This window comes from Pseudomonas gingeri (genome assembly GCF_013385425.1).
GTDB classification, from domain to species: Bacteria; Pseudomonadota; Gammaproteobacteria; order Pseudomonadales; family Pseudomonadaceae; genus Aquipseudomonas; species Aquipseudomonas gingeri_D.
This window is the reverse complement of sequence record NZ_JACAQA010000009.1, coordinates 144,507-166,555: the sequence shown is the minus strand read 5'-3', so window position 1 is coordinate 166,555 and position 22,049 is coordinate 144,507. Positions and strand designations below refer to the sequence as shown.

The 22,049-nt window shown below is 63.0% G+C and carries 19 protein-coding genes; 11 read left to right on the top strand and 8 right to left on the bottom strand.

Annotated elements, in window-relative coordinates; translation table 11 throughout:
• Positions 1 to 210 precede the first annotated feature (210 nt).
• From HX830_RS14445 to HX830_RS14430, 4 genes are read left to right on the top strand one after another with little or no spacing between them, the layout of a single operon-like run.
• The gene (locus HX830_RS14445; RefSeq protein ID WP_100942098.1) at positions 211 to 996 is read left to right on the top strand and encodes a transporter substrate-binding domain-containing protein; all 786 of its coding nucleotides are present in this window, start codon (positions 211 to 213) and stop codon (positions 994 to 996) included.
• A 24-nt stretch (positions 997 to 1,020) separates the two neighbouring features.
• Entirely contained in the window at positions 1,021 to 1,686 is a 666-nt protein-coding gene (locus tag HX830_RS14440) for an amino acid ABC transporter permease (protein WP_100942099.1), read from the top strand.
• Positions 1,683 to 2,333: an amino acid ABC transporter permease gene (locus HX830_RS14435; RefSeq protein WP_177101013.1), complete on the top strand. Its 651-nt coding sequence runs from the start codon at positions 1,683 to 1,685 to the stop codon at positions 2,331 to 2,333. The genes HX830_RS14440 and HX830_RS14435 overlap by 4 nt, the downstream gene beginning before the upstream one ends.
• Positions 2,320 to 3,057, top strand: a complete 738-nt coding sequence (locus HX830_RS14430; RefSeq protein WP_177100881.1) for an amino acid ABC transporter ATP-binding protein — start codon at positions 2,320 to 2,322, stop codon at positions 3,055 to 3,057. Before HX830_RS14435 ends, HX830_RS14430 begins: the two co-directional genes overlap by 14 nt.
• A 4-nt stretch (positions 3,058 to 3,061) precedes the next feature.
• Here the strand turns inward: HX830_RS14430 and HX830_RS14425 are convergent, their stop codons facing one another.
• The 4 genes from HX830_RS14425 to HX830_RS14410 all read right to left on the bottom strand — a co-directional run bounded on the left by HX830_RS14425 (position 3,062) and on the right by HX830_RS14410 (position 7,603).
• Positions 3,062 to 3,613, bottom strand: a complete 552-nt coding sequence (locus HX830_RS14425; RefSeq protein WP_256350508.1) for a hypothetical protein — start codon at positions 3,611 to 3,613, stop codon at positions 3,062 to 3,064.
• Positions 3,610 to 6,114 carry a fimbria/pilus outer membrane usher protein gene (locus HX830_RS14420; RefSeq protein WP_248764296.1) on the bottom strand — a complete coding sequence of 835 codons (2,505 nt, stop codon included), beginning with the start codon at positions 6,112 to 6,114 and terminating at the stop codon, positions 3,610 to 3,612. Before HX830_RS14420 ends, HX830_RS14425 begins: the two co-directional genes overlap by 4 nt.
• 1 nt (position 6,115) lies before the next feature.
• Complete coding sequence (locus HX830_RS14415; RefSeq protein ID WP_371317517.1) at positions 6,116 to 6,826, bottom strand: fimbria/pilus chaperone family protein; 711 nt, start codon at positions 6,824 to 6,826, stop codon at positions 6,116 to 6,118.
• A 123-nt stretch (positions 6,827 to 6,949) separates the two neighbouring features.
• Positions 6,950 to 7,603 (bottom strand): DUF1120 domain-containing protein, encoded by a 654-nt coding sequence (locus tag HX830_RS14410; RefSeq protein WP_177100879.1) that lies wholly within the window; start codon positions 7,601 to 7,603, stop codon positions 6,950 to 6,952.
• 424 nt (positions 7,604 to 8,027) lie between these two features.
• Between HX830_RS14410 and ppx the strand changes: the two genes are divergently transcribed.
• Positions 8,028 to 9,530 carry an exopolyphosphatase gene (gene ppx / locus HX830_RS14405; RefSeq protein ID WP_177100877.1) on the top strand — a complete coding sequence of 501 codons (1,503 nt, stop codon included), beginning with the start codon at positions 8,028 to 8,030 and terminating at the stop codon, positions 9,528 to 9,530.
• Here the strand turns inward: ppx and ppk1 are convergent.
• Together ppk1 and hemB are read right to left on the bottom strand one after the other, a co-directional pair.
• Positions 9,517 to 11,739 (bottom strand): polyphosphate kinase 1, encoded by a 2,223-nt coding sequence (gene ppk1 / locus HX830_RS14400; protein WP_177100875.1) that lies wholly within the window; start codon positions 11,737 to 11,739, stop codon positions 9,517 to 9,519. The genes ppx and ppk1 overlap by 14 nt on opposite strands.
• An 18-nt stretch (positions 11,740 to 11,757) precedes the next feature.
• Positions 11,758 to 12,771, bottom strand: a complete 1,014-nt coding sequence (gene hemB / locus HX830_RS14395; protein ID WP_103496072.1) for a porphobilinogen synthase — start codon at positions 12,769 to 12,771, stop codon at positions 11,758 to 11,760.
• Positions 12,772 to 12,978: 207 nt separating this feature from the next.
• Here hemB and HX830_RS14390 point away from each other — a divergent pair, with 207 nt between their 5' ends.
• Positions 12,979 to 13,581, top strand: a complete 603-nt coding sequence (locus tag HX830_RS14390) for a DedA family protein (protein ID WP_100942109.1) — start codon at positions 12,979 to 12,981, stop codon at positions 13,579 to 13,581.
• On the opposite strand, the gene HX830_RS14385 is transcribed toward HX830_RS14390, so the two are convergent.
• Positions 13,559 to 14,800, bottom strand: coding sequence for a sterol desaturase family protein (locus HX830_RS14385; protein WP_177100873.1), 1,242 nt, complete (start codon positions 14,798 to 14,800; stop codon positions 13,559 to 13,561). The two genes, HX830_RS14390 and HX830_RS14385, sit on opposite strands and share 23 nt — an antisense overlap.
• A 348-nt stretch (positions 14,801 to 15,148) precedes the next feature.
• Positions 15,149 to 17,047, bottom strand: coding sequence for a cytochrome c/FTR1 family iron permease (locus HX830_RS14380; RefSeq protein ID WP_177100871.1), 1,899 nt, complete (start codon positions 17,045 to 17,047; stop codon positions 15,149 to 15,151).
• A 203-nt stretch (positions 17,048 to 17,250) separates the two neighbouring features.
• On the opposite strand from HX830_RS14380, the gene HX830_RS14375 reads away from it, so the two are divergent.
• The 5 genes from HX830_RS14375 (at position 17,251) to HX830_RS14355 (ending at position 21,951) form a co-directional block, all read left to right on the top strand.
• Complete coding sequence (locus HX830_RS14375; protein ID WP_177100869.1) at positions 17,251 to 18,597, top strand: COG3014 family protein; 1,347 nt, start codon at positions 17,251 to 17,253, stop codon at positions 18,595 to 18,597.
• A gap of 181 nt (positions 18,598 to 18,778) precedes the next feature.
• Positions 18,779 to 20,176: a COG3014 family protein gene (locus HX830_RS14370; protein WP_177100867.1), complete on the top strand. Its 1,398-nt coding sequence runs from the start codon at positions 18,779 to 18,781 to the stop codon at positions 20,174 to 20,176.
• Between the two features lie 17 nt (positions 20,177 to 20,193).
• Complete coding sequence (locus HX830_RS14365; protein ID WP_177100865.1) at positions 20,194 to 20,571, top strand: YcfL family protein; 378 nt, start codon at positions 20,194 to 20,196, stop codon at positions 20,569 to 20,571.
• A gap of 42 nt (positions 20,572 to 20,613) precedes the next feature.
• Complete coding sequence (gene lpoB / locus HX830_RS14360) at positions 20,614 to 21,204, top strand: penicillin-binding protein activator LpoB (protein WP_100942115.1); 591 nt, start codon at positions 20,614 to 20,616, stop codon at positions 21,202 to 21,204.
• A gap of 3 nt (positions 21,205 to 21,207) precedes the next feature.
• A complete protein-coding gene (locus HX830_RS14355) occupies positions 21,208 to 21,951 on the top strand; it encodes a penicillin-binding protein activator LpoB (RefSeq protein ID WP_177100863.1) in 744 nt (247 codons plus the stop codon).
• The last annotated feature ends 98 nt before the right edge of the window (positions 21,952 to 22,049 follow it).

Below are 22,049 nucleotides of genomic sequence, written 5' to 3'. Positions count from 1 at the left end.
AGCTATTGGCAAGATCCGGCAAGTCACGCCCAGCGCTGGTTCAACGCCGCGAACCCATGCTCGATAAGGGTGCGAAAGCCCCGCAACTGTTCAGACCAGTAAGACCATGAAAAACCCTGCCACAGCAGCGGGGGCACGGCTTGGGGCAAGTGTGGCATGGGCTGTGCACTGCCCCGGACAGAGATTGCCTTCTGGATTCGGAGAGTTGCCATGACCAAACGCCGCAGCGCCCTGCTCACTGCCTTGCTGGCCAGCCTGATGCTGAGCCAGGCCCCCGCCCACGCCAATGGCCTGGACGACATTATCGCCCGTGGCACCCTCAAGGTCGCCGTGCCCCAGGACTTCCCGCCGTTCGGCTCGGTGGGCCCGGACATGAAACCCCGTGGCCTGGACATCGACACCGCGAAGCTGCTGGCCGAACAACTCAAGGTCAAGCTGGAACTGACCCCGGTCAACAGCACCAATCGCATTCCGTTCCTCACCACCGGCAAGGTCGACCTGGTGATTTCCAGCCTCGGCAAGAACCCGGAGCGGGAGAAGGTCATCGACTTTTCCCGGGCCTATGCGCCCTTCTACCTCGCGGTGTTCGGTCCGCCGGACGCGCCGATCAACGGCCTGGCCGATCTCAAGGGCAAGACCATCAGTGTCACCCGTGGCGCCATCGAGGACATCGAGCTGACCGCCGTGGCCCCCGAAGGCGTGACCATCAAGCGCTTCGAGGACAACAACACCACTATCGCCGCGTACCTGGCCAAGCAGGTCGACCTGATCGCCAGCGGCAACGTGGTGATGGTCGCCATCGCCGAACGCAACCCGAAACGCATTCCGGCCCTGAAGGTCAAGCTCAAGGACTCGCCGGTCTACGTCGGCGTGAACAAGAACGAACCGGCGCTGCTGGAAAAAGTGAACCAGATCCTCGCCACGGCCAAGGCCGACGGCAGCCTGGAGAAGAACGCCCAGCTGTGGCTCAAGCAACCGCTTCCAGCCGATCTCTGATCGCGCTTGCCTGAGGTCCGCCCCATGGCTTATCAGTTCGACTTCCTGCCGGTGCTGCACAACGCCGACCTGCTGTTGCGCGGCGCCCTGTTCACCCTGGAGCTGACCGCCATCGGCACCTTGCTCGGGGTCAGCCTGGGCATTGTCGGGGCGGTGGTCAGGGCCTGGCAGATCCGCCCCTTCGCGGCGATCTTCGGCGTCTACGTCGAGTTGATCCGCAACACGCCGTTCCTGGTGCAGCTGTTTTTCATTTTCTTCGGCCTGCCATCCCTCGGCCTGCAGATTTCCGAGTGGCAGGCGGCGGTACTGGCGATGGTGATCAACCTCGGCGCCTATTCCACGGAGATTATCCGTGCTGGTATCCAGGCGATCCCGCGCGGACAACTGGAAGCCGCCGCGGCGCTGGCCATGACCCGCTTCGAAGCCTTTCGCCATGTGGTCCTGCTACCGGCGCTGGGCAAGGTCTGGCCGGCCCTGAGCAGCCAGATCATCATTGTCATGCTCGGCTCGGCGGTCTGCTCGCAGATCGCCACCGAGGAGCTGAGCTTCGCCGCCAACTTCATCCAGTCCCGCAACTTCCGCGCCTTCGAAACCTACACCCTGACCACCCTGATCTACCTGGTCATGGCATTGCTGATCCGCCAGTTGCTGAACTGGCTGGGACGCCGCTACATCGCGAGGAACCGCTGATGGATTTCACCTTCTGGGACATCCTCAACAATCTGCTGGCGGGCCTGCAATGGACCGTCGCCCTGTCACTGACGGCCTTTGTCGGCGGCGGGCTGATCGGGCTGCTGGTGATGGTCCTGCGCATCAGCGACAACGGCTTTGCCCGGGGTTTCGCCCGGGCCTATATCGAGCTGTTCCAGGGCACCCCGCTGCTGATGCAACTGTTCATGGTGTTTTTCGGCGTGGCCTTGCTCGGGGTGGACATCTCGCCTTGGCTGGCGGCGGCCATCGCCCTGACGCTGTTCACCAGCGCCTACCTGGCGGAGATCTGGCGCGGCTGCGTCGAGTCGATTCCGGGCGGCCAGTGGGAGGCCTCGGCGAGCCTGGCGCTCACCCCGTATGAACAACTGCGCCATGTGATCCTGCCGCAGGCGTTGCGCATTGCCGTGGCGCCGACCGTGGGGTTTTCGGTGCAGGTGATCAAGGGCACCGCCGTGACCTCGATCATCGGTTTCACCGAACTGACCAAGACCGGCGGCATGCTCGCCAACGCCACCTTCGAACCCTTCACGATCTATGGCCTGGTAGCCCTCGGATATTTCGCCCTGTGCTACCCCCTGTCCCTCAGTGCGCGCTACCTGGAAAGGAGACTGCATGCCGCTTCTTAGAGTTTCTGCCCTGCATAAGTATTACGGCGATCACCACGTGCTCAAAGGCATCGACCTCAGCGTCGAGGAAGGCCAGGTGGTGGCGATCATCGGTCGCAGCGGCTCGGGCAAAAGTACCCTGCTGCGCACCCTCAACGGCCTGGAGTCGATCAACGACGGGGTGATCGAGGTCGACGGTCACTACCTGGACGCCGCCCGCGCCGATTTGCGCAGCCTGCGGCAAACGGTCGGCATGGTGTTCCAGCAGTTCAACCTGTTCCCGCACCTGAGCGTCGGCGAAAACGTCATGCTCGCCCCCCAGGTGGTGCAGAAAATGCCCAAGGCCAAGGCCGCCGAGCTGGCGCGGCAGATGCTCGAACGGGTCGGCCTGGGGGAAAAGTTCGACGCCTTCCCGGATCGTCTCTCCGGCGGCCAGCAGCAGCGCGTGGCGATTGCCCGGGCCCTGGCGATGTCGCCCAAGGTCTTGCTGTGCGACGAGATCACCTCGGCCCTGGACCCGGAACTGGTCAATGAAGTGCTCAGCGTGGTCCGCCAGTTGGCGAAGGAGGGCATGACCCTGATCATGGTCACCCACGAAATGCGCTTCGCTCGGGAAGTCGGCGACAAGCTGGTGTTCATGCACCAGGGCAAGGTGCATGAAGTGGGCGATCCCAAGATCCTCTTCGCCCATCCGCAGACGCCGGAGCTGGCGAATTTTATCGGCAGCGTGGAACAGCCGGCCTGAATGGTTATTCGCCCGGCAGCAGTTCGAAACGTCCGCGACCTTCGACCGATGTCTCGTCGCGTACCCGGGTCGCGCTGACCGGCAGGTGCGTGTCGATCTTGACCTGCGCCGAGAAAAACCGCCCCTTGGCCGGCAGGTCCCGGGCCAGCACCACCAGGCTCTGGCCCGGCGCCATCAGGTGGCTGGCAGAGGCCTCGGCCGGACGCCGCGCCGAGGCCAGGGTCACCGGCTTGCCGTCGAGCCGGGCATTGCTCAGGCCGACCGTGAAACGCCCCTGGCGATCAAAACGAAAGGCCTGTGGCCCCGCCGCCGGCCCATCGAACCGCAACACCATCGAGGTCGGCCAGGGACAGGCAATATTCAGGCTCAGCCGCCGGGTCCCGAGGAACAGGTCAGGCTGGCCGGGCGCCATTGCCAAAGCTCCCGGGCGCAGTGCACCCAGTTCGATCTGCGACTGGCTCAGCGACAGCGTGCAGTCATTGGCCCCGGCGGGGGCTGAAAACAGGACAAGCGCGACGCAACAACGCCGTAAAACCACGCGGACACGAGAGTTCATAGAGGTCTTCCATAGGGTTGACTTGCCCGGCAAACCGCCGTGGCCGTTTCATAAAGCCGATCGCTGTCCGCGGATTCGGGTATTTCGACCGGCAGCGTGCAGGCCGTGTGATCCGCCCGCCTGATCGTGAGCCGCTGGCCGGCCTCGACATCGCTCAGAAAAATCATGCCGCCGCCGACCACCGTGGTCAGGAAGGCCTTGTCTTCACTGAACACCGAGGCGCCCTGGGGCAACGGCTCGGCGTTTTCATCAGTGACCTTGAGCAGCAGCCGTCGAACCTTCACCACCGCGAAATCCACCCGATTGAATGAGCCGCGCCCGGCTTCAAGGCTTTTTGTTCCGTTGCGCAGGTCGATCCGCCGTGGCAACGAGCGGGTGTCGACTTCCAACTGGCTGCTGCGGTAGGCCGGCAGACCGGCGACCACCGCCTGGCCGCTGAAGTCGGTCCAGACCGGCCCCTGGGGCGTGGTGATCCGGGCGCCGGAAAGATCGCCCACCGAGACCACGCCAAAGGTCTCCTGGATCGCGTAGGGCGAGAACGTCAGGCCGCCCTCGTGCAGCGCAAGGCCTCCGGACAAATGTCCGCTGTAGCTACTGCTGGAGTCGCTGCGTGTCACCCCCAGGCCGACCTGGGTGTAACGCGGCATCAGGTTCAGGTTGCCCCGGGTGATCTGTCGGTCGCCCTTGAGGTCCTGTTCCAGCCCCAGGTCATAGCTGAGGGTATCGTTGACCCGCTCGCGGTAGTCGCCGCCGATATCGAGGCGCTCGCCACGGCGATTGAGGTAGCTGCTGATGCGCCGGTCGCCGCCCAGCGGGACACTGACCCCCAACCGCAGCCCCAGGCCCGAGTCGACGGCATGGCGGTCGCCGCCCGAACCGACGTCGGAATCCACGCTGAGGCTCAGGCTGGCGTAGCGGTAGCTCTTGCTCCACGTGCCGTGCAGACGCCGGGACAAGCTCCCGTCGAACATCACACTGCGCGAGTAACCGAGGCTGAAACCACCTAGTTGCGGGGCCGACCAGCCCAGCGCGGCGGTGTACTGGTGCTTGAAGCGTGAGCCGGGATCGTCCGCCAGCCCCACCTCGCCGATTTGCAGCAGATCGCGATAGCCGGCACTGCGCAGGGTGGCACTGAGGTCCAGGTCGACACCCGCCCCCAACGGACTGTTCAACGACAGGCTGTTCTGGCTCCCCGCCAGCGAACGCCGGGTGTCATGGGACAGGCTGTTGCGCAGGCCGACACCGACCTGCTGCCAGAGGCGGCTGTCGAGCGCCCAGCCGCTGGCACGGTAGTCATCGCTGCCAAGCAGCCCGGCGCTGAATGACGTGGCCTCGCCCAGTCCCCAGGTGCCGCTGCCGGTGGCGAGCAAGGGCGGCTCTTCGCCGCGACCGGTGGCGCCGCGCAGTCGCCCCAGGGCCATGTAGTAGCCGGGCTGGACCGCCGTGGCGCCCGGAAAGGATGCGGCCGGCACGACAAAGCGGCGCTCGCTGCCGGATTGGCCGATCACCCTGACCTCCAGGTCACTGGTGCCATTGAGCAACGGCAAGCCGCCCAGGCTGAACGGGCCTTGCGGCACCAGGCTGGTATGGATCAAAGCCCCGGACTGGCGAACCTCGACCCGCGACGCGTCGAAGGCCACCCCCTCGACCAGGACACCGCGCCCGGCCTGGCCTCGTTGCGCACCATCGGGCATGAATTGCACACCGGAAAGCCGGACCCCGGCAAACACCGGCCCGGCACTGTTGATCTGGCCAGCCTGGAAGGTCGTCTGCCACGGTCGGAAGTCCCGCTGCGCATAGGCATACAGATGCTCGGTCTGCTCTTGCCCGTCATTGGAGACGTGCAACTGACGGCTACGGACAATCCAGTCGCCGGCATTGAACCCGGCCTCGGTGGTCGCCGAGAAGAAACGCCCGCCGCCCTGGCGCGAGCGCGTATCGAAACCCAGCACCTCGTAGTTGAGCAGTCCGGCCGTGCCGCCACGGGCGTAGACCCCGCTGTCGAGCTCCGGTCCGCGCAGGGCCTGGGTCGGCACCAGCAGGACAACCTCCTCGCTGTTGGGTCGCAGGATGACCTGGGTCTGCGGGTACTCACGCACAAAGGCATGACAGGCGTCCTCATCGGCATCCGCGCCAACGTCGGGCCTCTTCAAGCCGGCCTTGTCCAGCAACCCGGAGGTGAAACACAACTCGCCGTCCCGGTCGAAACGCAGCTCCGCCAGCCCCAGGCGCTTGCCGTTGAGTTCCAGCGTCACCCGCTGCGCTCCTTCACGAAAGCGCGGCGCCGAGCGGAAATAGTCGGCCACCTGTGGATCGAGACCGCGCTCGGAAAGCACCGACAGGTCAAACTCCGCGTCAGCCGCATCGTCCTTTTTCTCGGCGGCGACCGGCTCGCCCAGTCCCAGCAAGACCGCGACGCCCAGCCCGCTCACCAGGCCCCGGCGCGGCGCCAGTACCTTCGCCAGCCTCGAGACAGGGGCCGGCTTGCCTAGGGATCCCACGTCACAGCGCCTCGAGCAGAATGGGCGCTTCGTGACGGGCCACGGCAAAACCATAGACCGTCGCCGGCTGCAGCGTGACCGAGGTGGCCGTGGGCTGAGTCGTGTCTATTTCCACCGCCAGCGTCTCCCCCGGAAGGACATAATCGCGACTCAGCATCACGCTGACCTTGTGCGGGTTGAGTTCCAGTTCCGGCGACAGGCGCACCACATAGGGACTGTCATTGCGCACCACCAGCCGGGACTTCTCCAGGTGCCAGGTCAGTTCCTTCCAGGGCGCCGGATGCCGGGCCAGTCCCTTGGGATGCAGGATCAGTGGCAGGTTCTGGCGCAGAGTGACGCCGACGGTAGCGCCGGGCCCGGTTTTGCGCTGGGGAATACCTTCGAAGGTGACGCGTTTCAGGCGCTGGGTCTTGAGTGGCTCGCCGTTGGCGCTGAGAAACCGCACCAATTGGGTCTCGCCGGCGTCGACCCGGGTCACGGGGGGCGTGATCACCACCAGCGACTCAAGATCCTCGGGAATCGATTCGACAGCCGAATGCAGCAAGGCCGGACCGCTGTCGGTGTTCTTGATCTGGATACTGGCTTCCCCCTCCTCTTCATAGAGAATCACCACCGTGGTTTCCGGCTGCATGCCATCGGCACGGGCGGCGCTCCAGAACACGCCCAGGAAAAAGAACAGCACACCGATAGACAATGACCTGAACATCGGCATAAGAGGCACAACTTTCAAGCAATACGCTCCTTGCGACTATATTTTTATTATTCAACAGACATAGAAAGAGAGTGCCGGCACAGAGTCCTGTGCCGGCAGCCTAGTTACTGACATCAACGAAAGTTAGAGATAACGCAGTTCCAACGTGGCCAAGCCATCCAGATACAGTTCCTGGGTAACATCCAATTCGGAGGTCTTATTGATCACCGGCTGAACTTCCAGGGTACCGCTGACCCGCTGCACCGATGCCGGATGAGTGGAGAGAAAGCCGCTCCAGGACATGATGTTCTGATACTGGCCCAGCGCACCGTTGCCACGGTTCCAGTTCAAACCGTTATTGGTCGAGACGATGGTGTTGACCAGCGGGAAATCCGCCACGGAATCCTTCACGCTCAGGGCATAGCCGCCGACCCGTTGACCGACCGCCGTGGTCCCCAGGCCGTAGTTGTAGGCATCGTTATAGCCCGGGCCGAGGGCCGCCTGCAGGATGCCCGGGACCTTGCTGCTGGAGCGGTTGTCGAGCGTCTTCACCCCCACCCGGGTGCCGCCGTCGCAATTGACCGTAAAAGGCACGCCCCTGGGCTGCAGGCGCGTATAGGCATTGGGACTCAATTCAGCGGCACGGATTTTCCCGAAATCGACCACACCGCCATTGTGCAGGCTCAGTGTGCAACTGGCCGGGACGATGGTCCCCTTCACCAACAAGTCCGCCGCGTTGGCATTGACCCCCAGTACAGCCAACAGAGCACCGAGCGTCCATCCAGATACCAACTTCATTTTCCTACTCCCTATTATCAAGTGTAAGCAGATGCTTGTTATTCAGAACTGCGGAATTCAATCCAGGTTCACACCCGAAAAAGAGTCAGCGCTTAGGCCTCCCGTCCGCAGTCCGATAAATAATTAACACCCCGGCATAATCGCCGGCCGCTAGTTTCCACGCTGGCACCTGACAAGAAAACCGGAAGCGGCCACGCTCTTGGTACGACGGATAGACAAACACTGCAAACTTTAATAAACATCACTGTCGTCACAATTCATGACGCAGGTCATCAATATGAAATATTTATGTAGGAAAATTGAAGTAATGATTGTCCACCCCCCTCGCTGCAAGCCCCAGGCCTGATGCTCACAGGCGTCCTACGTTGGCGTCAGGGCCTGATCGTGGCACGATGGCGAGGTTATCGACCGAGATCCTTCAACCATGCCGCATTCCCAAGCCAAGAATCTGTCCCTGATCGCCGCCATCGACCTGGGCTCCAACAGCTTCCATATGGTCGTGGCCAAGGCCCAGAACGGAGAGATCCGGATCCTGGAGCGCCTCGGCGAGAAGGTTCAGCTGGCGGCCGGTATCGACGAGGACCGTCAGCTCACCGAAGAATCCATGCAGCGCGGGCTCGACTGCCTGAAGCGCTTTGCCCAGTTGATCAACGGCATGCCCCTGGGCGCCGTGCGCATCGTCGGTACCAACGCCCTGCGCGAAGCCCGCAACCGCGGCGAATTCATCCGCCGCGCCGAGGAAATCCTCGGTCACCCGGTGGAAGTCATTTCCGGCCGTGAAGAGGCCCGCCTGATTTACCTCGGTGTGTCCCACACCCTCGCCGACACCCCGGGCAAGCGCCTGGTGGCCGATATCGGCGGCGGCAGTACCGAATTCATCATCGGCCAGCGCTTCGAACCGCTGCTGCGCGAAAGCCTGCAAATGGGTTGCGTCAGCTACACCCAGCGCTATTTCCGCGACGGCAAGATCACCCCGGCCCGCTACGCCCAGGCCTACACGGCGGCACGCCTAGAGATCATGAGCATCGAGCACGCCCTGCACCGCCTGACCTGGGATGAGGCCATCGGCTCCTCCGGGACCATCCGCGCCATCGGCCTGGCCCTCAAGGCCGGCGGCCAGGGCAGCGGCGAAGTAAATGCCGAAGGGCTGGCCTGGCTCAAGCGCAAGCTGTTCAAGCTCGGCGATGCCGAGAAAATCGATTTCGAAGGGATCAAGCCCGACCGCCGGGCGATCTTCCCGGCCGGCCTGTCGATTCTCGAAGCGATCTTCGACGCCCTCGACCTGCAACGCATGGATCACTGCGACGGCGCCCTGCGCGAAGGCGTGCTCTACGACCTGCTGGGTCGCCATCACCACGAAGACGTGCGCGAACGCACCCTCAGCTCATTGATGGAGCGTTACCACGTCGACCTGGAACAGGCGGCACGGGTCGAGCGCAAGGCGCTGCACGCCTTCGACCAGGTGGCGGATGCCTGGGAACTGGCTGACGGGGTCTGGCGCGAACTGCTGGGCTGGGCCGCCAAGGTCCATGAAGTGGGCCTGGACATCGCCCACTACCAGTACCACAAGCACGGCGCCTACCTGATCGAGCACTCGGACCTGGCCGGCTTCTCCCGGGAAGACCAGCAAATGCTCGCCCTGCTGGTGCGCGGGCACCGACGCAATATTCCCAAGGACAAGTTTGCCGAGTTCGGCGATGAAGGCATCAAGCTGATTCGCCTGTGCGTGCTGCTGCGCTTCGCGATCCTGTTCCATCACATCCGTGGCACCCAGGAAATGCCGCAGGTCACCTTGCGTGCCGACGGCGATAGCCTGGATGTGGTGTTTCCCAAGGACTGGCTGGAGCAGAACCAGCTGACTCAGGCCGACTTCGCGCTGGAAGCGGAGTGGCTGACCCGAGTCAACATTACCCTCAACGTACGCTGAGGAGCGGGTTGCTCAGGCGATCGAGCAAGGTCGCCTGGGCGCTACGGGCGTTCTGGTTGCCGGTCGGCGTGTTACGGATATACCGACCGTCCGACTGCAGGCTCCAGCTGTGGGTGTTATCGGTGAGATAACTTTCCAGCTCTTTCTTGACCCGCAGGATCAACTTCTTGCCCTCGACCGGGAAGCAGGTCTCGACACGCTTGTCGAGGTTGCGCTCCATCCAGTCGGCGCTGGAGAGGAACATCTGCTCCTCGCCGCCGTTGAGGAAGTAGAAGACCCGGGTGTGTTCGAGGAAGCGACCGATGATCGAGCGCACCTGGATGTTGTGCGAGACCCCGGCGATGCCCGGACGCAGGCAGCACATGCCGCGCACCACCAGATCGATACGCACGCCGCACTGGCTGGCCTTGTACAACGCGCGGATGATCTTCGGATCGGTCAGCGAGTTGAACTTGGCGATGATGTGCGCCGGCTTGCCCTCGACGGCGAACTGGGTTTCCCGGGCAATCATGTCGAGCATGCCCTTCTTCAGGGTGAACGGCGCGTGCAGCAACTTCTTCATGCGCAACGTCTTGCCCATGCCGATCAACTGGCTGAACAGTTTGCCGACGTCTTCGCACAGGGCGTCGTCGGAGGTCAGCAAGCTGTAGTCGGTATACAGGCGGGCGTTGCCGGCGTGGTAGTTACCCGTGCCCAGGTGCGCGTAGCGGACGATCTCGCCGGCCTCGCGACGCAGGATCAACATCATCTTGGCGTGGGTCTTGAAGCCGACCACGCCGTAGATCACCACCGCACCGGCCGCTTGCAGGCGGCTGGCCAGTTGCAGGTTGGACTCTTCGTCGAAGCGCGCCCGCAGCTCGATCACCGCGGTGACTTCCTTGCCGTTGCGCGCCGCGTCCACCAGGGCGTCGACGATTTCCGAGTTGGCGCCGCTGCGGTACAGGGTCTGGCGCACGGCCAGGACGTGCGGGTCCTTGGCCGCCTGGCGCAGCAGGTCGACCACCGGGGTGAAGGATTCGAACGGGTGCAGCAGCAGGATGTCCTGCTTGCTGATCACGCTGAAAATATTCTCGCTGTTCTGCAGCAGTTTCGGGATCTGCGGAGTGAACGGCGTGTATTGCAGCTCCGGATGACTGTCCAGGCCGGTGATGCTGAACAGCCGTGTCAGGTTCACCGGACCGTTGACCTGGTACAGCTCGGTCTCGTTCAGGTTGAACTGCTTGAGCAGGTAGTCCGACAGGTGTTTCGGGCAGGTATCGGCCACTTCCAGGCGCACGGCGTCACCGTAGCGGCGCGAGAACAGCTCGCCGCGCAGGGCGCGGGCCAGGTCTTCGACGTCTTCGGAATCCAGCGCCAGGTCGGCGTTGCGGGTCAGGCGGAACTGGTAGCAGCCCTTGACCTTCATGCCCTGGAACAGGTCGTCGGCGTGTGCGTGGATCATCGACGACAGGAATACATAGTTATCGCCAGGCCCACCCACGTCTTCGGGTACCTTGATGATCCTCGGCAGCAGGCGCGGCGCCGGGATGATCGCCAGGCCCGAATCGCGACCGAAGGCGTCGATACCTTCGAGCTCGACGATAAAGTTCAGGCTCTTGTTCACCAGCAACGGGAACGGGTGCGTCGGATCGAGGCCGATCGGGGTGATGATCGGTGCGATCTCGTCACGGAAATAACGACGGACCCAAGTCTTCAGCTTGGTGGTCCAGTAGCGGCGGCGGATAAAGCGGACCTGATGTTTTTCCAGCTCCGGCAACAGGATGTCGTTGAGGATCGCGTACTGGCGATCGACATGCCCGTGCACCAGCTCGCTGATCCGCGCCAGGGCCTGGTGCGGCTGCAGGCCGTCGGCGCCGGCCTGTTCGCGGGCGAAGGTGATCTGCTTCTTCAGCCCGGCGACACGAATTTCGAAGAACTCATCCAGGTTGCTGGAGAAGATCAGCAGGAACTTGAGGCGTTCCAGCAGCGGATAGGACTCGTCCAGCGCCTGCTCCAGCACGCGGATGTTGAACTGCAGCTGCGACAGCTCACGGTGGATATACAGGCTGCTGTCATCCAGGCTCGGAATCACCACCGCCGACGGCACCGCCACATGGGGGGCTTCGACCACCACCGGCGCGGGTTCCAGCTCCGGCGGGGTTTCGACGATCGGCTCGACCACCGCTTGAGCGTCTTTTACTTCAACTTCGCTGAGTCCTTCGGTATTCATCGAGTGTTCCTGTGAGGGCTATTTCTGCTCTCGTAGCAGTTGGGCGGCGCGGGCGGCAAAGTAGGTCAGGATGCCATCGGCACCCGCCCGTTTAAAAGCGGTCAGGGATTCAAGAATAACGCCTTCGCCCAGCCAGCCATTCTGGATGGCCGCCATGTGCATGGCGTACTCACCGCTAACCTGATAGACAAAAGTCGGCACCTTGAATTCATCCTTGACCCGAAAAAGGATATCCAGATACGGCATACCCGGCTTGACCATGACCATGTCGGCGCCTTCGGCGAGGTCGGCGGCCACTTCATGCAGGGCTTCGTGGCTGTTGGCCGGGTCCATCTGGTACGACGCCTTGTTCGCCTTGCCCAGGTTCAGGGCCGAGCCGACGGCATCGCGGAAAGGTCCATAGTAGGCGCTGGCGTACTTGGCCGAATAGGCCATGATCCGCACGTTGACGTGATCGGCCAGTTCCAGGGCTTCGCGGATCGCCTGGATGCGTCCGTCCATCATATCGGAAGGCGCCACCACCTGGGCGCCCGCCTCGGCGTGGGACAAGGCCTGCTTGACCAGTGCATCGACGGTAATGTCGTTCTGGACGTAACCGTGCTCGTCGAGGATACCGTCCTGCCCGTGGGTGGTGAACGGGTCCAGGGCGACGTCGGTGATCACCCCCAGTTCCGGGAAGCGGGCACGCAGGGCACGGGTGGCACGCTGGGCGATCCCTTCCGGGTTCCAGGCCTCGCTGGCGTCCAGGGACTTGAGTTCGGGCGGTGTCACCGGGAACAGTGCCAGTGCCGGAATCCCCAGTTCGACCCAGTTCGCCGCTTCTTCGAGCAGCAGGTCGATGGTCAGGCGCTCGACCCCTGGCATCGACGCCACGGCTTCGCGGCGATTCTCACCGTCCAGCACAAACACCGGCAGGATCAAATCATCGACTGTCAGAACATTCTCACGCACCAGGCGGCGAGAAAAATCATCACGGCGATTGCGACGCAGGCGGGTGGCGGGAAACAAGCGATTGGCGGGGGTAAAGCTCACGGCAGACTCCTGAGCCCGCACAAGCGGGCGAGCATGGCAGTTATAAGCGGCCATTATGACGAAGGAATTACAGTTGTGCTTACTCCTGCGACCCGTCGCCACAGCCGCTCCCCTTGTAGGAAATGTTAACGTCGAGACACATTTCGACACTTTCCTCTCTGTCCTCGAAGGGTTAGGCTGCGCGTTCATTTCGCCAGCATCCAGACAATGCTCCAACAATTTCTGCAGGATTTCGGCTACTTCGCCTTGTTTCTCGGCACGTTTTTCGAAGGCGAGACCATTCTGGTACTGGCCGGCTTCCTCGCGTTCCGCGGATACATGGACATCAACCTGGTGGTTATCGTGGCGTTCTTCGGCAGCTATGCCGGCGACCAGCTGTGGTATTTCCTGGGGCGCAAGCATGGCCGCAAACTTCTGGCACGCAAGCCGCGCTGGCAATTGATGGGTGATCGAGCGCTGGAGCATATCCGCCGCCATCCGGATATCTGGGTGCTGACCTTCCGCTTTGTCTACGGTTTGCGCACGGTGATGCCAGTGGCGATCGGCCTGTCGGGTTATCCGCCGGGCCGCTACCTGTTGCTCAACGGCATCGGCGCGGCGATCTGGGCCGCGGCCCTGGCGGCGGCGGCCTATCACTTCGGGGCGATTCTCGAAGGGATGCTCGGCAGCGTGAAGAAATACGAGCTGTGGGTGCTCGGCGGCCTGCTGGTGGCCGGCCTGCTGCTCTGGAGCTGGCGACGCATCCGCAGCGCGCGCCTGGCCCGGGCCGAGGCCCGCCTGGCCGAAACTACGAACCGGCCAGACGAATGACCCGCGGCTTGCTGCAGTAGTACAGGCCGATCAGGCTCAACAGGCTGTAGCTGAACACGCCGATCCAGCCCAATGGGCTGGCCGGCCACAGCCCGACCAACGGTGCCCACCAGACCAACGGCAGGTTGGACGCCAGGCGGACCAGCTCCAGCCGCAACGCCCAAGGGCGATTCTCCAGCGCCGCGCCGAGCACGAACAACCCCAGCACCAGGGTGCCACAGCCCAGCAGCAGCGCCGCCAGCGGCAAATGCTCGCCGAAGTTCATCAGGTAGCTGCCCAAACCGACATAGACCGCGAATTGCAGGGCCAGGTAGATCTGCTGACGGATCTCCAGGGGCACCTCGAATTTGCGGAACTGGCTCAGGTCCGGCTTGTTCAGCGGGTATCTGGCCGCGACATCGGCCGGACGCCAGCCAGTGCGCATAAACCAGATCCGCAGCTTGTCCCAATAGCTTTCCGTACGCCGGGCATCGGCCCATAGCTGCGCATAGAACTGCAGGTTGGCCCACAGCGGGTTCCAGCTGGCCAGCGGCGTGGTCACGCCGAAGATCACCGGCTCGCGTTCGTCCTCTTCCTGGAAGGTGCCGAACAGGCGGTCCCAGAGAATAAACACCCCGCCGTAGTTGCGATCCATATACAGCGCGTTTTGCGCATGGTGCGCCCGATGGTTGGACGGCGTGACAAAGAACCACTCGTACCAACCCAGCTTGGGCACGTGCCGGGTATGTACCCAGAACTGATACAACAGGTTCAGCGAGGCCACGCTGATAAACACCACCAGCGGCACGCCGAGCACGGCCAGCGGCAGATAGAAGATCCAGCTCAGGAGGAAGCCGGTGCTGGTCTGGCGCAGGGCGGTGCTGAGGTTGTAGTCCTCGCTCTGGTGATGCACCGAGTGGGCGGCCCAGAGGATATTGCGCTCGTGCCCCATACGGTGCAGCCAGTAGTAGCAGAAGTCGTAGGCGACAAAGGCGAACACCCAGACCCAGGGCTTTTGCGCGGACAGCTCGAACAGCGCCAGGTGCTGCAGCGCAAAGGCGTAGGTGAGGATCCCGACCCCCTTGGTCAACAGCCCGGTGGTGGTCGACAGCACGCCGGTGCTCATGCTGTTGATGGCATCCGCCATGCGATAGTTGCTCACGCCACGCCAGCGATCGGCGAGCAGCTCGATGACGATCAATGCAATGAAAAACGGTACCGCGTAAGGCACGAAGTCCATGGGGCCAACCTTCCAGAGTCGATCTGCAAAGATTAGGGGCTATGGCGGGAAAATCCGCTGACAATGAATGCCAAAGCTGTAGACATTTAACGCCAGAAACCAGGGAACGTCGAACGCGCTCCCTGTAGGTTCACGCGGCCCCTGTGGGAGCTGGCTTGCCAGCGATGAGGCCCTTGAGCCTTGCGGTGCCCATCCGAACGCCTTCGCGGGCAAGCCCTGCTCCTACAGTACGCCGTCGTTCATCGATTTTGCGTATCACACAACACTGTAGGAGCAGGGCTTGCCCGCGAAGAGTCCCTCGAATCTTGCGCCGCTCATACGAACGTCTTCGCCGGCAAACCCGCATTATCAGGCCGCCTGGACCCGACGCTTTTCCGCCAACCGGCTGCGGCTGTACAGCACCCCAATCGCCAGCAACGCCAAAGCCTGCGCCCCCAGCGAGTAGGCATCGGCATGAATCCCCAACCAGTCGAATTCAAAGAACGCCACCGGCCGCGTACCGAAGATCCCGGCTTCCTGCAACGCCTTGACCCCGTGCCCGGCAAACACCACCGACAAGGCGCACAGCAACCCGGCATTGATCCCGAAAAACAACGCCAGCGGCAGCTTCGCCGAACCGCGCAGGATCACCCAGGCCAGGCCGATCAGCAGCACCAGCGCGGTGCCGGCACCGGCCAGCACGGCGTTATGTCCCGCCGGCCCCGCCTGCAACCAGAGGGTTTCATAGAACAGGATGACTTCGAACAATTCCCGGTACACCGAGAAGAACGCCAGCAGTGCAAAGCCGAAGCGCCCGCCACCACTGACCAGGCTGCTCTTGATGTAGTCCTGCCAGGCCGCCGCGTGCCGGCGGTCATGCATCCAGACCCCGAGCCAGAGCACCATGACGCTGGCAAACAAAGCCGTGAAGCCTTCAAGCAATTCACGCTGGGCGCCACTGACATCGATCAGGTGAGCCGCCGCCGCCCAGGTCAGCAACCCGGCGACCAGCGCCAGACCCCAGCCGACATGTACGCTGCGCACCGCCGACTGCTGGCCGGTATTGCGCAGGAAAGCCAGCACCGCCGCCAGGACCAGGATCGCTTCCAGGCCTTCGCGCAGCAGAATCAGCAACCCGGAGATAAAGCTCAGCGACTGACTCAGGCCATCATTGCCCAGCAGATCGGCGGACTCCTTGAGCTTGCCCTTGGCCACACTCAGTCGCTGCTCGACCTGCTCCATCGGCAAGCCATCCTGCAACGATTGCCGATAGGCCATCAGCGACTTCTCGGTGTCCTTGCGCACCGTGGCATTGACGTTGTCCAGGGAGCTTTCCACCAGCTCGAAGCCTTCCAGGTAAGCGGCAACGGACAGGTCGTAGGCTTGTTCATGCTCGCCGGCGCGGTAGGCCGCGAGGCTCTTGTCCAGGGTCGTCGCGGTGTAGTCGAGCAATTGCCCCGGACCGCGCTTGACCTGGGGCGGCTGGGCGCGCTGGGCACGGAAGGCGACGGCGGCGGCCGGGCCTTCGGCGGCCTGTACTTCAGCCGGCGTCGAACGGGCCAGGTCGGCCAGGTTGTAGGTTTTCCCGTCGTTGGCGGCGGCAGGAGCGGCACTGAATCCGGCAATGTAAGTCGCCAGGTCCCAACGCTGACGCTCATCCAACTGGTCGGCGAACGCCGGCATATCGGTGCCTTCGACACCCAGGCCGAGGGTGGTGTAGATCGCGTAGAGGCTCAACCTATCCAGCCGCGCGGCATCGCGCAGGTTGGCGGGTGGCGGTGTCAGGCCGACACCGGCCGGACCGTCGCCCGCCCCTGCCTCGCCGTGACACACCGAACAATGCTGGGCATACAGCGGCGCACCACGAGTCGGGTCCGGGGTGATGATCGGTGCCTGGCTGACTTCATAGGCCACGGCCAGCTTCGCCCCCAGTTGCCGGGCCTGGCGGGCAACGCGTTCACCCTCCTCCCGAGCCGTCACGGCCGCCTGCAAACCCTCGATACCCTGAACCAGCTCAGCCTGTTCCGGCTTGGCCGGCAACGCGGCGACCAGCCCTTGCAGGACCTTGATAAATTCCAGCTGCTCACGATATTCGCCATCATCGACCACCTGGCCCGCGTGCACCGTGGGCGGGTAATCGGCGCCGATATAGTCCAGCAGATGCAGGGCCTGGGGTGCGCCCTCCGCTGTTTCGGCCAACAGGTTGAAGCTGCAGAGAGCGAACAGCGGCAGCATCAGCCACGCGAGGAAACGAGAGGGAAAAGTCATGGAAAGCCTAAATCTAAATGCGAAGTAACACATTGTTCCCTCTCAATACGTTTGGCTCAACCCTGATCGGTCCGATTCCTCAATGTTTTGCTCTGGGTCATGTATCGAGATGGCCATGAGAATGCCATCTCGACCATGGCTTTGTGCATAATCCCCGCCCTCAAGTCCCACTGCCCGTCAGCCAAGGAAAGGACCGACACGCCATGCCCTCGCGCCTCTTACTCACACTGCTGTCCTGTGCATTGCTCCTGGGCGGCTGCGGGCTGCTGCACAACTACGACCAGGAACTCCAGGCCACCAACGAGCAGCTGATCTCGGGCAACGTCGATGGCGCGCTGCAGTTGCTCGAGCGACACAACCCCTGGGACGACAAGGACCTGCTCTATTACCTGGAAAAAGGTGAACTGCTGCGGGCCAAGGGCGATCTGTCCCGCAGCCAGGACGCCTGGCGCATCGCGGACCAGCGGGTGTCCCAGTACGAAGAAGGGACGCAGGTCGTCGCCACCCTGAAGAACCTGGGGCTCGACCAGATCCTCGGCATCGGACTCATCGGCGACAAGTTTCATCGCTACGAGGGCTATGACTACGAGAAGGTCATGCTGACCACGCAAATGGCCCTCAACCAGCTGGCCCGGAACGACTTCGACGGCGCCCGCGTCGATATCAAGAAAAGCCACGAACGCGAAGCCCTGATCGCCACAGCGCGCGACAAGCAATACCTGGCGGTCGAAGACCAGGCCAAGGCCAAAGGCATCAAGCTGCGCTACAAGGACCTGCAGGGTTACCCGGTGACCACCCTCGACTCGCCGCAGGTCATTGCCCTGAAAAACGGCTACCAGAGTGCGTTCAGCCATTACCTCGCCGGCTTCGTCTACGAAGCCCTGGGCGAGCGCGACCTCGCCGCGCCGGGTTACCGCCAGGCCATCGAGTTGCGGCCCAATACACCGCTGCTGGAAAAAGCCCTGGCCAACCTGGGCAAACCCGCCGACACCTCTCCTGACAGCGACGTGCTGATCGTCGTCCAGACCGGCCTGGCCCCGGCGCTCGTTTCGCTGCGCGTGCCCATCCAGGTGCAAACCGAGGACGGCCAGGCGATCACCGTGAACCAGCCTTTTCCGGTGCTGGTAGCCGACAAGTCGACCGCGCCCCTCAAGCAGATCAGCGTGGATGGCAAACCACAGTCGCTGACCCTGCTCAACAGCACGACCCACATGTCATTGCGCACCTTGCACGACGACATGCCCGCGATCATCAACTTCGCCCTTGCGAGCGTGCGCTTCAATGCCGAACTGCAAGCCAAGGAGAACAAACGCAAACCGGACAAGGCATCGTCGGTTTACCAGGGCTTCACCGGTGACTCCGACACCCGCACCTGGCGCACCCTGCCGGACAACACCCAGGTCGCGCGCCTGCGCCTCAAGCCCGGCGCGCACAAATTGCTGCTGCCAGGTGTCAAAGGCGCGGTGCCGGTCAGCCTGAATATCGAACATCCCTTCCAGGTGGTGAGCCTGCGGGTCATCGGCAACCAGGTCTTCCTCCTGCCCGGATGACGCTAAAAAGCCATTACATAGCCAATAGCCATGGTTATACTGCCCTGCCTTCGTTATTGCGATATGGCATTAAAAGCTCCTCGTTTAATGAGGAATTGGCAGGGTAGCCGCTTTCCCTCTCAATGGGTCCATCTCAGCCCGACCAGCATGCTCGGCTGATTTTTTCATCAGGGAAGATTCCATGGCATCCCGTGCCCTCCTCTCGTTCGCCCTCGGCGCCGCGACCTTGCTGTCCGGCTGTTCGATGATGCGCAGCTACGACACCGAACTGGCGCAAACCAACCAGCAACTGGCCTCGGGCAATGTTGACGGGGCGTTGGCCCTGCTGGAAAAGAACAACGGCGATGCCGACAAGGACCTGCTGTATTTCTTCGAAAAAGGCGAGTTGCTGCAAGCCAAGGGCGACCTGGCCGGAAGCCAGAAAGCCTGGGGCAGCGCCGACCAGATGGTGGGTCAGTGGGAAGACGCGGTCAAACTGGACAGCGCCAGGTACCTCGCCCAGTTCGGCAGTTTCCTGATCAACGACAAGGTCCGCCGCTACGAAGGCTACGACTACGAAAAGGTCATGCTGACCACGCAGATGGCCCTGAACCAGCTGGCCCTGAACGACTTCGACGGCGCCCGTATCGCGATCAAGAAAACCCATGAGCGCGAAGCGGTGATCGCCGATCTGCGCGACAAGCAATACCTCAAGAGCGAAACCGAGGCCGACCAACAGGGCATCAAGACCCAGTACAAGGACCTCCAGGGCTATCCGGTGGCCAGCCTCGACGCACCGGAAGTGGTCGGCCTGAAGAACAGCTACCAGAGCGCGTTCAGCCATTACCTGGCCGGGTTCGTCTACGAAGCCATCGGCGAGAAAGATCTCGCCGCCCCCGGTTATCGCCAGGCCATCGAACTGCGCCCGAACACGCCGCTGCTGGAGCAGTCACTGGTCAATCTCGACAAGCCCGCCGGCAAGGATGACGACAGCGACATCCTGATCGTGGTGCAGAGCGGCCTGGCGCCGTCCCGCGCCTCCATCAGCATCCCGTTGCCGCTGCCGATCGACCAGCATCTGGTCATTACCCCGCTGTCGTTCCCGGTCATCCAGGCCGACACCTCGACGGCCACCTTCGCCCAGATCGGCGTCGACGGCCAGCCGCAGAACCTGACCCTGCTCAACAGCACCACCGCCATGTCCCGTCGCGCCCTGCGTGACGACATGCCGGGGATCATCCTGCGCACCAGCGTGCGGGCCATCAGCCGCGGCGCCGCGCAGGCCAAGCTGAACAAGACCAATCCGCTGGCCGGCCTGGCCGTGGGCATCACTTCCGCGGTCCTAGAAGGCGCCGACACCCGCACCTGGCGGACCCTGCCGGACACCACCCAGGTGCTACGCCTGCGCCTGAAAAAGGGTGAGCACCAGGTGACCCTGCCCAACGCCCTGGGCGGTTCCCGCGTGGCCTTCACCGTCGACCGACGCTATCAGGTCATCAGCCTGCGCGCCGTCGGCAACCAGGTGTTCACCAGCGGCGTCGCCACGCAACAGCTGGCGGATGCCGGGCCAACGGCCGTGGCCAGCCTCAAACAACCTTGAAGAAAGGAGTCTCGTGCATGCGTTTCAAACTGACTGTTGCCGTCGCCCTGGCCCTGCTGGCCGGGTGCGTCACCCCGCCGCCGCCACCACCGGCCCCCGGTAGCGCGGCGAGCAAGATCGTCGCCATGGGCGAAATGGAGAACATCGAGGTCGGTGCCATCCGCGTCGCCCGGGAAAACGGCTTCCTGACCGTCAAGGTGCAGCTGAGCAACACCCGCACCAAGAACAAAATGATGTATTACCGCTTTGCCTGGTTGGGCAACGACGGTTTCCCGGTGAGTGACGACGAAGTCTGGAAGACCCTGAACCTGTATGGCGCCCAAAGCACCTTCCTGCAGGCCATCGCCCCGACGCCCAAGGCCACCGATTTCCGTCTTGAAGTCAAAACCCCCTGAGTCGACGCCGCCCTCTCGCGTCCTTTTGAAGAGAATCAGTCCATGTTTGCACGCCTGTCCCTCCTCGCCGTCGTCGCCCTGCTGGCCAGCGGCTGCGCCAACAACACCTCGCCCGTACTGGGCGGCGGAAACATCAGCTACGGCGATACCAAGGCCGTGGAACTGGTGACCAACGAGTTCGGCTCCACCGACCTGCAGATGATCGCCGAGTCCATGACCCGCTCCCTGGCCCAGTCCGGTGTCTTGCAAGGGCGTCCGGTGGTGCAGGTCTACGATGTGAAGAACAAGACCAGCGAGTACATCGATACCCGCGAGATCACCACTTCGATCAAGACCCAGCTGATGAAGAGCGGCACCGCCCGTTTCGCCAGCGACAACACCGAGATGCAGAGCCAGGTCGACCAGTTGAAGCTGCAGAACCAGAGCGGCCTGTACAAGAAGAGCACCGTCAGCAAGACCGGTAACATGATCGCCGCCAAGTACCGCCTGGAAGGTTCGATCAGCTCGATCGTCAAGCGCAGCAGCGACTACAAGGACGTGTTCTACAAGTTCAGCCTGCAACTGATCGACGTCGAAAGCGGCCTGGCCGAATGGATGGACGAAAAAGAGATCCGCAAAACCACGGAGCGTTGAACAATGCGTGCATGGATTGGCATGATCGGCCTGGTCTGCGCCTTTGGCGTCCAGGCCGCGCCCAAGGTGGCGGTGGCGGACCTGGCGTACCAGGCGCAAGTGGAGCAGTACATCCACACTATTTCGGCGCGGGACAATCACCAGGAAAGTTATTACGGCGCCAACGGCTCGTCGAGCTATGACGAGTACGAAAGCCGCAACAGCTATATCGAGCAGGGCGAGCTGCGCCGCTTCACCGGCGATATCAAGGGCGAGATCCTGCGCAGCGGGATGTTCCAGCTGATCCAGGGCACGCCTTATACCGCCAGTTCCAAGGGCGATGTCTACGACGTCATCAAGCGGATCAAGGGCGGCAGCTTCAAGGGTGCCGACTACGTGCTGTTCGGCACAGTGTCGGACATCGACTTCACCCAGGACATCAACGAGCTGGCCAATACCAACAGTTACTCGGCAGTGCTGGGGCTGACCCTGGTGGGCGATTTCAGCCTGATCAATACCCGCACCTACGAGATCACCTCGGCGTTCACCGCCATGGGCGAAGGCCAGGACACCAAGCTGGTCAACAGCCGGGATGTCCACGTGTCGCTGAACCGTCCACGGGTGATCCGCGATGTGTCCAAGGCCCTGGGCGAGGATGTGGCGCGGCAGTTGAGCCTGCAACTGGGTGGACCGGACATGGGCCCGGGGGCAGCGCCGCCGCTGCGCAACAACCTGCCGCCGGATGAGGCGCCCCGGGTTCTGCACTGATCCGGGACCGAGTCGCCCCCTTCGCGGCGGTGCGGCATCTCGACAAGCTCCGCTCCCACAGAGGACAGGGTGTCCCCGGATTCCGGGGTCGACACAAA